Below are 12,733 nucleotides of genomic sequence, written 5' to 3' on the forward strand. Positions count from 1 at the left end.
GCTTTGTATTACCGGCTCTGCTTACGTAGCAGCCAAATGAAATATGGCGCACCAATAAACGTCGAGAGTAATCCCGCCGGGATCTGATACGGAAACAGCACCATTCTGCCGCACCAGTCCGCAAAGACCAACAGTACCCCACCCGCCAGCGCTGACATTACCATATGCGGCATGGTACGCCGAAAACCGAGCATGCGGGCGATATGCGGCGCCATCAGCCCAACAAAGCTCAACGGTCCAATAGTCATGGTTGCCGTTGCGGTCAGTCCCGCGGCCAGCATCAGCAAACCGACACGTGACGGTGTCAACGCAATACCCACCGCCCGAGCCGTATCACCGCCCAGCGGTAAAATCGTCAGCCAGCGACGGCACAACGGCGTAATCGCCAGCAGAATCACCATCACGATCCCAGTACGTATTACCTGTTCAGGGTAAGCGTTATAGGTCGAGCCGGAGATCCAGGTCAGTATGCTCGCCATCCGCGGGTCGCCGCTGGCCTGTAGCATCATCAGCAACATAGTAAATGCGGTGCTAAGCGCCATCCCTGCCAGCAGCATTCGGTGAGGCGAAAAGCCCCCGCGCCCAGCGGCAATCATGATGATCAGCAACGTCACCGCTGCTCCGATACTCCCGGCAGGTAGCAGCCAACCGAAGGCATTTCCGGGCACCAGAAACAACATCAACACGACGCCAAACGCCGCACCGGAGCTGATACCCAATACTTCCGGGCTGGCCATTGGGTTACCGGTCAGGCGCTGAATAATACAGCCCGCAACCGCCAGCATAACACCCGCAATCAGTGCCGCCATAATTCGTGGCCAGCGCCAGGGCATCAGCTCATCCAGCATCACACCACTGGCCCAACTCCAGCCATGAGCATCGCGACCAAAAGAAAGCGCCACTACGACGGTCAACAACAATATTGCGCCCCCCACCAGGGCGAACATCAGCACGTTCTGACGTTCCGCAACAACGTGACTACTGGCATTCATATCCGGCGCGCTCATGCTGCGCAAACGCGGCAGCAGCCACAACAGCAGCGGTGCGCCAATCAGTGCGGTTACCGAGCCAGTAGAGACTTCCATCCATACGCGGGTCAGCCACAGAATAATTTGATCGGAAAGCCAGAGGATCAGAGCACCAATCAGCGGGGCCAGCATCAGGCGAGCCAGTAAGCGCCGGGCGCCGAGCATTTTTGCCAGAAGCGGCGCAAACAGACCAATAAAACCAATAATTCCGACTGCGTTAACCAGCAAAGCACTCAACACAATCGCCAGCGACAATGCGGCCAGACGCGCCAGCGATAGCGCCAGGCCAAGATTACGCGCTACACCGTCATCCAGCCCCATCAGCGTCATAGGACGTAATAACAGCAGGGTTAGCATCACGCCACCCAGCAGTTGCGGCCACAGTCGCTGCACCCCGTTCCAGTCAGTTTGCGTTAACGTTCCGCTGCTCCACAAAAACATGCTTTGCAGTTGATCGTGATGGAAAATAACCATCAGTTGGTTAATCGCGCCGCAGTACAGACTTACCACCAGACCTGCAAGGATCAATGTGACGGGCGAAAGACGTTTGCCCCAGGCGACACCAAACACCAGCGCTCCGACGATACATGCTCCTGCCAGCGCCGCAAATTGCGTGGTCAGCGCTCCGGGGAGCGCCCACAGTGTAGTGACCGTTATACCTAACTGTGCTCCGGTTGCCACGCCAAGCGTGGTCGGCTCTGCCAGCGGGTTACGCAATACCTGCTGAAACAAAACGCCAACCAGTCCCAGCCCGGCACCGACCAGTAACGCAATCGCCAGCCTCGGCAGCAAACTGAAATGGAAAACCATCTGTTCAATGATATCGATATCCGGCGACCAGATAGCCTGCAGCCACTGGCTGCGCGGCAGGGCAACAGAGAAGTTAACCCAGGTCAGCCAGCAGGCAGATACAAACAAGACTGTCAGTAAAAGTACCGGGAAAAGCGCAACACGTTTACTCACGCTTTGCCTCCCAGCGCATTATCCAGAATGCGCACAAAGCGCATCGCCGACAGTGTTGCGCCATAGAACCAGACGGCAGGTACGCGCTGAAAACGTCCGGCCCGGACAAACGGCATTGCCTGCCACAACGGGGTGGACATCAGCGCATTCATCTCTTTATTGTTGCCATGATCAAAGCACAACACATCAACATCTTTATAGACCGCAAGCCGATCGATACCCACAGCAGTGCTACCCCAGAAGTTTGTTTCCCCCCGCCAGGCGTTACGGATCCCGTACTCGTCCAGCACTTCCTGAAACAGACAGTTAGGACCAAACACCAGCATATGGCGAGGATCCAGCAGGGTCATCAGCAGTAAAGGACGCTCTCCGCGCTGAATAAAGCGTGGTTTCAGGCTGTCAATAAAGCGATCATATTGCGCCAGATGACGTTCGGCAGCAGGTTCCAGATTCAGCAACTGCGCCATTTCCTGCAGCGACTGGCGGGCAACCGCCAGCGGCTTTTTGCCATCGCTGAAGTTAAATCCACGGCCAGGCGCAATACGTGCCAGTTTCTCGGGCGCAGGACCATAGCCTGCCGACCAAACCATAAATGAGGGCTTCATTTCAGTCAGCAGTTCAAGATTGGGTTCAGTGCGTAACCCGACGTCAATCACCGAGTCCGGCAGAGCAGGTTCATTGACCCACAGCTTGTAGTTCGGAACATCTGCGACGCCATAGGGTGTAATACCCAGCGCCAGCAGCAGCTCAACCGGTAACCACTCCAGAGCCACAATGCGCTGCGGATCAACCGCCGCCGCACGCGCCTGATTCATCTGCCAGAGCAATGGTGACAACGCCATTGCCGTTAGCAAACGACGGCGGGTTATATGATGTAATGCGATCATTAATAGACAAAACTCACAGGTGCAGCACCAGCCGGATGCGGCAAAATACCCATCGGGATACCGTAGATCTGTTCCAGGGTTTCACTGCGCATCAGTTCAGCAGGCGTCCCCTGAGCGATCATTTCGCCACCTCTTAGCGCCACCAGATAGTCGCAGTAGCGGGCAGCCATATTGATATCATGCAGCACGGCGATCACCGTCAATCCACGTTGTTGGCTCAAGCGATGCACCAGCGCCAGCACATCAACCTGATGGGCGATATCCAACGCCGAAGTGGGTTCATCGAGCAGCAGGCAACGGCTGTCCTGCGCCACCAGCATGGCGATCCACGCACGTTGACGCTCGCCGCCGGACAAACTATCAACCAGACGATGTGCCAGTGGCTTTAACCCTACCAGCGTTATCGCCTCTTCCACTTTTTCTCTGTCAGCTACACCAAAACGTCCCAGCGCACCGTGCCACGGGTAGCGACCAATCGCCACCAGTTCACGCACTGTCATCCCTTCCGCCTGCGGCAACTGCTGCGGTAACCAGGCAACCTTGCGGGCAAATGCTTTACTCTTCCAGCTATCAACGGGCTGTCCATCCAAAAAAATATCGCCTTCAGAAGGCGGCTGATGGCGAGCTAACATCTTTAATAACGTGGATTTACCGGAACCGTTATGGCCGATAAGACCGGTCACTTTACCCACGGGAAAGGTTAACGAGAGAGGATGCAAAAGCGTGCGGCCAGGTACACGAAAGGAGACATGACTTAGCGCAAAAGTGGTGTCGGGATGGGATCTGTTTTCCTGCATAGCGGCCAACTTGTAAAACGGGCACGCAAAGCGTGCCCAAAGAGAAATTAGAAACGGAAGGTTGCTGTTGCAACGACCTGACGTTCCGCGCCCCAGAAGCAGCCATAGGTATTGAAGCAACTGGCGACGTATTCACGGTCAAACAAGTTGTTCACATGCAGCGCCACGTTGGAGCCCGCCATACCAACGCGAGCCAGATCGTAACGTACCAACGCATCCACCAGCGTATAGCTCCCCACTTTGAAGGAGTTTGCCGGGTCGCCATAGCTGGAACCAGTATAACGAACGCCAGTACCCAACGTCAGCCCGGAAAGCGCACCATCATAGAGGGTATAATCGCCCCACAGTGATGCCATATGTTTTGGCACCTGAGCAGGCGTATTGCCTTTGTAGGTGGTGTCAGTGGTGTATTCCGCATCGGTGTAGGTATAAGAGCCGACAACGTTAACGCTGGCAGACAGTGCCGCTTTCGCTTCGATTTCCACACCGCGAGAACGAATTTCACCGCCTTCAACTGAGAAGAACGATGTGCCTGTCGGGTCAGCCATCAGGTTGTTGGTTTTGGTCAACTGATAGACAGCACCGGTGATCACGATCGGACGATCGCTCGGAACATATTTCACGCCCGCTTCGTACTGCTTACCTTTGGACGGTGCGAAAATATTCCCACTAGCCCCCGTCTGGGAAGCCGGTTCAAACGACTCGCTGTAGCTGAAATACGGGGTTACGCCGTTGTCGAAAAGATAGTTAACACCGCCACGCCAGGTGAACTGCTTATCATCGCGGGAATCCGTAACGCCAGAAACACGGTTCAGAGAGTCCTGTTTAGCCCAGTCGTAACGACCGCCCAGAGTAACCAGCACCTTATCCCACTGCATCTGATCCTGCGCATACAAGCCAGTCTGTTTCTGTTTGTTCAGCACTTTGTAAGGACCAGAAGGGCCTGGGTGTGAGCCAAAATCAAAGTCGCTGCGGTCAAGGTTATAGATATCGGACGGTGCAACAGAACCGGCATAACCAAACCATGAGTCGATATCGTTACGCATGCGCATAAAATCAACGCCGGTCAGCAGGGTATGATCCACATCGGCAGTCGCGAACTTGCTTTGCAGCTGAGTATCAACAGCGAAGTTCTGCAATTTCTCATTATCGATAACGTACTGACGAGTCAGCGTGTGATCCCAATCGGACTGAGGAACGCTGGCGCAAGGACTTTTAGCCGGATCCTTGGTATAGAGCGGATCGGAACACATACCGTAGCCATATACGCTGTTTTGCGAAACTTTGTTTTGCGCATAGCGCAAATTCTGACGCACGGTAAAGGTGTCGTTAAATTCGTGATCGAAGCTGTAGCCTACCATCTTCTCGTTACGAGAATAGGTATTGTTGCCCGCACCTTCATTGAAATCAGTAGGGAGACGTGTGCCATTTGGCAGTTTCGTTACTGTCCCCTCTTTTGGCAGCCAGCCGTAATAACCGGTCTCTGGCTCATTCTGGAAATAAGAGAGGAAAGTGAAGTTCGTTTTATCGTCCGGACGCCAGCTGAAAGAAGGCGCAATGGCATACCGTTGCTCTTCCGCACCTTGCTGCTGTGCATTAGCGGAGCGAGCAAGGCCCGTTAAGCGATAAGAATACACACCGTCATCATCCAGCGCATCGCTGAAGTCAAAACCGGTCTGGAACAGGCTGTCAGTGCCCATTTTGAACTGAACTTCTTTCAACGGTTCCGTCGTCGGGCGCTTGCTGACCATGTTCAGCAAGCCGCCAGGGTTACTCTTTCCGTAAAGAACGGAAACCGGGCCGCGCATAACCTCAGCGCGCTCCAGCATATAGGGATCGATTACCGCGTCGTTATAGAAGTTGCCCTGCATTTTCAGGCCGTTCAGATAGTTATTCTGGCTTTGGCCGTCAGCGGCGAATCCGCGAATGATCAGGTAATCATAGGTATTAGATGCGCCACGAGTTCCCACAGCGACACCAGGAGTGTAGCTGAGCGCCTCTTTCACAGATTTAGGCTGATGCAGCGCCATCTCCTCAGCGGTAACAACAGATATAGACTGCGGGACTTTTTGAATCGGAGTGTCTGTTTTTGTCGCCGTGGCAGATTGTCTTGCCGCGATGGTTGCCGCGGGGCCCCATGCGCTTTCTTGTGCGGCAGGTGCTGCGGTTACGGTGATTGTTTCTTCTTTCGGTTGAACCGCCGCCTGTGCATACACAGACATGCCGCTAACCGCTGTGGCTACTACAACTGCGATTTTACGCAGCGAAGAGTTTGGCTGAGCAGTTTTAAGACGCGCCATTGGTATATCTCTGATGAAAGTGAATGATAACGTAAACGAGAATTATTATTATAACGGCAGCATAATATTCGAAACTCTGGCGGGATAGCAAGCAATACACATCCCTACTAAAACTGAGGGGTTAAGAAATAACCAGATGAAAAGAAAGGGTTAATAAATTACGCTGAAATGTTGTTTGCCTCAATCCAGACGTGGGCAAAGAAAAACCCGCCGAAGCGGGTTTTAGGGGGTATTAGTTGCTACCAAACATATCTTTTATCCAACCTGCGACACCGTCGCCATCTTTCTTCTCCTGCTGCGGCGGTTGTTGTTGCTGCTGCTGTTGGGGTTGTTGCTGCGGCTGCGTTGACTGATCAAACGGATTGCCTGACTGCTGCTGCATCTCACCTTGCTGACACAATGAATCAGGATCGCTTGTCCACACCGGAAGCGTACGCATCCCGCCGCTACAAACGAAGTTACCGTCGTAATCCACGCCCATATCAACAATATCTTCCGGCGGCGTCAGCGTCAGTGGCGTCGGTGTCTGGTTAGCCAGATAGCGCTGGTAAATCGACATCGCTCCGCTCGCGCCGTACAGCTTGGTTGGTTGGTTATTATCACGCCCCACCCAGGTAATGGTCACCTGACTGCCGTCAATACCCGCGAACCAGGTATCAACGTTGTTGTTAGTGGTCCCGGTTTTACCTGCCAGATGCAGCCCAGGATACTTGGCGCCCAGCTGACGACCTGTACCGCGCTGTACAACCTGTTGCATCGTCCACAACGTCATGTACGCCGCCTGTGCCGGAACGGCTCGTTCGGCCTGTGGGAAGCTCTGATACAGCACCGTGCCATCTTCGGCGATCACCGAACGCAGTGCTGATAACGGCGCGCGGTTACCACCGCTGGCGATGGTCTGGAACGCCTGCGCCACTTCGATTGGCGTAAGGTTCAGAGCTCCCAACAGCATAGCCGGAACCGGATTCAGTTGATCTTTCGGTGCACCCAGTTTTATCCATGTATCGGTCACGGCTGGCAGACCCAGCGCCATCCCCAGATTTACCGTCGGTACGTTCATGGAACGCGTTAACGCATCCACCAGCATCACTCTGCCACTTTCGCTGTAGCGACGGTCATCGTTCTGCGGAGACCAGACCTGCCCGTTAGGCTGACGCAACGCAATCGGCGCATCGGCAATCCAGGTATTCAGACGGTACAGCTTCGGCTGGCTCAGTGCGGTCAGATAGGTCGCCGGTTTCGCCAGAGAACCAATCGAGCGGCGTGCCTGCATGGCACGGTTATAGCCTGCAAACTGTGGCTCCGCCCCACCAACCATCGCACGAACTTCCCCACTAAAGCGATCCACAACCACAATCGCGGTTTCCAGATCGCTCAGCTTACGCTGTTTCTTCAGCACCGGAATGCCTTCAACCGCTGCTTTTTCTGCCGCATCCTGCGCCACAGAATCAAAAGTGGTGAAGATCTTCACGCCGGAGAGGTCTTTAACTTTATCACCCAGCTTCGCCTGCAGTTCCTGACGTACCATCTGCATAAACGCTGGCTGCGGTGAAATCACCCCGCCACGTGGTTGTACGCCTAACGGACGCGCACTCAGCATGTCATACAGATCCTGGTCAATAATCTGCTGCTGTTGCAGCAGACGCAGCACCAGGTTACGGCGCTCCAGCGCCAGTTTCGGGTTACGCCACGGATTGTAGATAGACGCCCCTTTCACCATCCCTACTAGCAGCGCCTGCTGATCAAGGCTCAGTTCTTCAACCGGACGCCCAAAATAATAAAGACTCGCCAGCGGGAAACCACGGATCTCGTTGTCGCCGCTCTGACCGAGGTACACCTCGTTCATATACAGCTCAAGAATGCGGTCTTTGCTGTAGCGCGCATCCATGATCAGCGCCATATAGGCTTCGTTAGCCTTACGCCAGTACGAACGCTCACTGGAGAGGAACAGGTTTTTCACCAACTGCTGAGTCAGCGTACTCGCCCCTTGCACAGTACGGCCTGCTGTCAGGTTAGCCAGTACCGCACGCCCAATGGAGTACAAACTGATGCCGTCATGCTCATAGAAATGGCGGTCTTCGGTCGCCAGCAGTGTATCAACCAGCAGATCAGGGAAGCCACTGCGGGGAACGAACAAGCGCTGCTCACCGTTTGGCGAAGAGAGCATGGTAATCAGACGCGGATCCAGACGGAAGAAACCGAACTGGCGGTTGTTGTCCAGATTCTCGATAGTGTCCAGATGATCGCCATCAAAGGTCAGACGCGCACGCACCTGGCCTTCTTTACTGTCCGGGAAGTCAAACGGACGACGGATCATCTCAATGCTGTTCGCCTGTACGGTAAATTCGCCAGGACGCGTCATCTTCGTCACCTGACGATACTGCGTGGCCTCCAGCAGTTTCACCATCTCTTTTTTACCGATGGGCATTTCTGGCTCAAGGTTAACCATACGGCCATACACCGCCGCAGGAAGCTGCCAGACTTTGCCATCAATACGGCTACGGATTTTTTGATCCAGGTAGACGCCGTAAATGGCAATCAGCACCAAAAAGACAATCGAGAGTTTTAGCAGCAGCCAGAACCAGCCGCGCTTACCACGAGGCTTACGCCCTTTGCCTCTACCTTTGCGCGGCATCGGTTCTTCATCCTCATAGTCGTCATCATCATAATCGTCGTCATACTCGTCATCTCTGAGTTGACGACGGCTCACCTTTTGTTTCACCGGACGCGATGGTTTCCCTTTACGTCCAATTGGCTCGCGGTCATTCCCCGCCATGCTTTTTCTCCGCAACATTCAGGCGCAAAGGCCTGATTCTCTGTTCTTCCGTCAGGCGACAGAAGAAGAAATCTCTCAATTTTTACCGCTCTTTCGCCAGAGACGGTGTCAAACGCCTTAATCAACCTACGGAACGCCGTACAGTGTAGGCCTGAAAGCAGCGCACCATCAGGCAGAATACTTCTTGGTGCGCCGTGTTGGCGCGGTATTCGCCGGATCGTCCGGCCAGACATGCCTGGGATAACGCCCTTTCATCTCTTTTTGCACTTCGCGATAAGCCCCCTGCCAGAACGCGCTCAAATCACGGGTGATTTGTAGTGGGCGTTGGGCCGGAGACAATAACTCGAGCACCAATGGAACACGCCCCTGCGCGATGGTAGGGGTCTTCGCTTCGCCAAACATTTCCTGCATTCTAACCGCTAATGCCGGCGGGTTATCCTCGTGATAACGAATGGCTATCCGGCTGCCCGTCGGCACAGTGTAATGCGCAGGCAGCTCACTATCCAGACGTTGCAGCATTGACCAGTCCAGTAGCCCATGCAAAGCCTGCCCCACATTTAACGCTTTGAGAGCACGTAAAGAGTGCACACCTTGCATATGCGGCAACAACCAACTCTCCAGCGTCGCCAGCAAAGAGGCGTCATCCACCGCTGGCCAGTTGTACTCAGGCAACCAATTTGCCGCACATTGCAGACGCAGCCGGAACTGTTCCGCTTCCGGGGTCCAGTTGAGCACACTCAGGCCTTTATCGCGAATACCATTCAGCATCGCCTGATGCAGTTCCTCTTCCGAAGGTTTTGCCAGTGGCTGAACTTTCACCGTCAGTTGACCAATACGCGTTCGGCGCCATGCCTTCAACGTTCCCTGATTTTCATCCCATTCGATGGTGTCTGACTGTTGCAACAGCTCAGGACTTGTTTGCAGCAGCGTATCAATATCCAACGGCAGAGCGAGCAGAATACGCGCATCAGGCGAAGCACTGCCCTGTAGCAACAGAGGCGCGATTAGCCATTCATGCCGCCCTGATGCGTCGTCGGCATCAAGCATTGCCCCCATTCCGTTAGCCAACTGATATCGCCCTTCCTGGCCACGACGCCGCGCAATGCGATCGGCGAATGCTTTTGCCAGTAAAGGCGCGATTAGCTCACTGTCGGGCTGACCACTCTGCACATTAAGCCGCTTCAGCAATTGCTGACTACGCTGCTGCCAGCCTGGCTGGTTACGCGAAAAATGTACGGTCAAATCGGTATGTCCACCGCGCGGCGGCTCTTCCAGAATCGCCGCCAGCTTTGCCGCTGTAACCGCTTCGTTTTCATTTGTCGCGCCGATGAGCATTGCCGCCAGACGGGGATCGTTACCCAGCGCAGCCATCTTCTGCCCGGCAGCGTTCAAGCGCTCACCATCCATAGCTTGCAACATCTGTAATAATCGTCTTGCCGCCTGCAAATTTACAGCAGGCGGCATATCCAGCCAGTTCAGTTGCGCAGGGTCGGTGCATCCCCATTGCAGCAGTTCCATCAGCAAACCGGATAGATCGCTCTGTAAAATCTCTGGCTCACCCTGTGCTGCCGCCCTTTCTGCCTGCTCTTTGGCAAGCAGGTGCAGACAAATCCCCGGTTCCAGACGTCCTGCGCGACCGGCTCGCTGTGTCATAGAGGCCTGGCTAATGCGCTGGGTAATCAGCCTCGTCAAACCGGTGCGGGCATCATAGCGCGCCACGCGCTCCTGCGCGCAGTCCACCACCAGACGAATGCCCTCAATGGTTAAGCTGGTTTCGGCAATGTTCGTTGCCAGCACCACTTTGCGCTTACCTTGTGGCGCGGGCAAAATCGCCTGGCGCTGCTCGGTCAGCGATAACGCGCCATATAACGGGCATAACAGAACATCGCTACCCACACGTGAAGCCAGTTGCTCCTGCACGCGTTGGATCTCCCCAACCCCCGGTAAAAAGAGCAGCAGAGAGCCGCTTTCATTACGCAGTAGCTCCGCAGTAGCAATAGCCACCGCCTCATCAAAACGCAGATGCGCAGCCAGCGGCTGATAGCGCCGCTCAACGGGGAATGCGCGGCCTTCAGAAATAATCGTCGGGGCAGCGGGCAATAACTGTTGCAGGCGGCCGTTATCCAGTGTGGCCGACATGATCAGCAGTTTTAAGTCATCTCGTAATCCTTGTTGCACATCCAACAGCAGCGCCAGTGCAAGGTCTGCCTGTAAGCTGCGCTCGTGAAATTCATCGAGGATCACCAGCCCAACGCCATTCAGCTCGGGATCGCGTTGGATCATTCGCGTTAGCACCCCTTCCGTCACCACTTCGAGCCGGGTCCGTGGCCCGACACAGCTTTGGGCGCGCATACGGTAACCTACTGTCTCACCGGGCTTTTCATTCAGTAATTCAGCCAGGCGCTGCGCCACATTGCGAGCGGCCAGACGTCGCGGTTCCAACAGAACAATCCGCCCCAGGATTCCCTTGTGCGTAAGAAACTGCAACGGCAGCCAGGTTGATTTCCCGGCACCGGTCGGCGCGGTCAACAGAACCTGTGGTGAAGCATCAAGGGCATTAAGCAGTTCAGGCACAACGGCAGCAACGGGCAACGACGTCACAAATGACTCCAGAGGGTTAACATTCTTCGCGCTGCATTGTAGCATCGCGTTAATTCATAACCGAGTATCCATCATGTCTGAGCCAAAAAGGCTGTTCTTTGCCATTGAATTACCAGCCGAGGTTCGGGAGCAACTTATCCACTGGCGGGCGGCACAGTTTCCGCCAGAGGCGGGGCGTCCAGTCGCTTCTGACAATCTGCACCTGACGCTGGCATTTTTAGGCGATATCAGTGCAGAGAAACAGCAGGCGCTGTCACAACTGGCAGGGCGTATTCGCCAGCCAGGCTTTACGTTAAAACTGGATGACGCCGGGCAATGGTTGCGATCAAGGGTAATATGGCTTGGCATGCGTCAACCACCGCGCGGGTTACTGCAACTGGCGAATATGCTGCGGTCACAGGCCGCACGCAGCGGGTGTTACCAAAGTCCGCAGCCATTTCATCCACATATCACGCTGCTGCGCGATGCCAGTCATGCTGTCACTATCCCGCCGCCAGGTTTTTGCTGGTCGTTTCCGGTAACGGAGTTTGCCCTTTACGCCTCTTCATTTGAACGAGGTCGCACGCGCTACACGCCATTACAACGCTGGACGCTTGCAGAATAATTAAGGATAACCCATGCAGTTTTCTCCCCCACTTCAGCGCGCTACGTTAATTCAGCGCTACAAGCGTTTTTTAGCGGATGTGATCACACCTGATGGCACAACGATAACGCTACACTGCCCAAATACCGGTGCCATGACAGGATGTGCAACCCCCGGAGATACCGTCTGGTATTCGACGTCAGAAAATACTAAACGGAAATATCCGCACACCTGGGAATTAACACAAAGCCAATCTGGTGCTTTTATTTGTGTTAACACGCTATGGGCTAACAGATTAACGAAAGAGGCTATTCAGAATTCGCTAATTTCAGAACTTTCAAACTACAATACGTTGAAAAGTGAAGTAAAATATGGTGCCGAAGGTAGCCGCATTGATTTTTTGTTACAGGCGGATTTCCGCCCTGACTGCTATATTGAAGTGAAATCAGTCACGTTGGCGGAGAATGAGCAAGGTTATTTTCCCGATGCCATTACTGAACGAGGTCAGAAACATCTTCGGGAATTGATGAGCGTAGCGGCTGAAGGCAAGCGAGCGGTGATATTTTTCGCCGTTCTGCATTCAGCAATTACACGGTTTTCACCCGCGCGGCATATTGATGCAAAATATGCGCAATTATTAGCCGAAGCGCAGCTTAAGGGGGTAGAAATTCTGGTTTATAAAGCGGAACTTTCTGCCCACGGTATGACTCTTAAAGAGCCATTGCCCATTACTTTGTAATGGTGCGAAAAACGGGTTAATTAGTATTCTGGCCGCGTGCGCAAATACGCTTTTCCTCA

8 protein-coding genes are annotated in these 12,733 nt (G+C 54.3%); 2 read left to right on the forward strand and 6 right to left on the reverse strand.

Features of this window, described 5'->3' with window-relative positions:
• Positions 1–8 precede the first annotated feature (8 nt).
• The 6 genes from fhuB to hrpB form a co-directional block, all read right to left on the reverse strand.
• A complete protein-coding gene (gene fhuB / locus OGY01_RS18245) occupies positions 9–1,991 on the reverse strand; it encodes a Fe(3+)-hydroxamate ABC transporter permease FhuB (protein ID WP_200011485.1) in 1,983 nt (660 codons plus the stop codon).
• Entirely contained in the window at positions 1,988–2,878 is an 891-nt protein-coding gene (fhuD, locus tag OGY01_RS18250) for a Fe(3+)-hydroxamate ABC transporter substrate-binding protein FhuD (RefSeq protein WP_286493479.1), read from the reverse strand. The genes fhuB and fhuD overlap by 4 nt, the downstream gene beginning before the upstream one ends.
• Complete coding sequence (fhuC, locus tag OGY01_RS18255; protein ID WP_045439935.1) at positions 2,878–3,675, reverse strand: Fe3+-hydroxamate ABC transporter ATP-binding protein FhuC; 798 nt, start codon at positions 3,673–3,675, stop codon at positions 2,878–2,880. The genes fhuD and fhuC overlap by 1 nt, the downstream gene beginning before the upstream one ends.
• 47 nt (positions 3,676–3,722) lie before the next feature.
• Positions 3,723–5,975: a ferrichrome porin FhuA gene (gene fhuA / locus OGY01_RS18260; RefSeq protein ID WP_045439933.1), complete on the reverse strand. Its 2,253-nt coding sequence runs from the start codon at positions 5,973–5,975 to the stop codon at positions 3,723–3,725.
• A 232-nt stretch (positions 5,976–6,207) separates the two neighbouring features.
• A complete protein-coding gene (gene mrcB / locus OGY01_RS18265; protein ID WP_286493481.1) occupies positions 6,208–8,751 on the reverse strand; it encodes a bifunctional glycosyl transferase/transpeptidase in 2,544 nt (847 codons plus the stop codon).
• 168 nt (positions 8,752–8,919) lie between these two features.
• A complete protein-coding gene (hrpB, locus tag OGY01_RS18270) occupies positions 8,920–11,352 on the reverse strand; it encodes an ATP-dependent helicase HrpB (RefSeq protein WP_286493483.1) in 2,433 nt (810 codons plus the stop codon).
• 73 nt (positions 11,353–11,425) lie between these two features.
• On the opposite strand from hrpB, the gene thpR reads away from it, so the two are divergent.
• Together thpR and sfsA are read left to right on the forward strand one after the other, a co-directional pair.
• Positions 11,426–11,956: an RNA 2',3'-cyclic phosphodiesterase gene (gene thpR / locus OGY01_RS18275; RefSeq protein WP_048222036.1), complete on the forward strand. Its 531-nt coding sequence runs from the start codon at positions 11,426–11,428 to the stop codon at positions 11,954–11,956.
• A gap of 13 nt (positions 11,957–11,969) precedes the next feature.
• On the forward strand, positions 11,970–12,674 hold the full coding sequence (sfsA, locus tag OGY01_RS18280) for a DNA/RNA nuclease SfsA (RefSeq protein WP_045439921.1): 705 nt from the start codon (positions 11,970–11,972) through the stop codon (positions 12,672–12,674).
• Positions 12,675–12,733 lie beyond the last annotated feature (59 nt).

The organism is Citrobacter sp. Cm038 (genome assembly GCF_030333105.1).
Taxonomy (GTDB): Bacteria; Pseudomonadota; Gammaproteobacteria; order Enterobacterales; family Enterobacteriaceae; genus Citrobacter; species Citrobacter murliniae.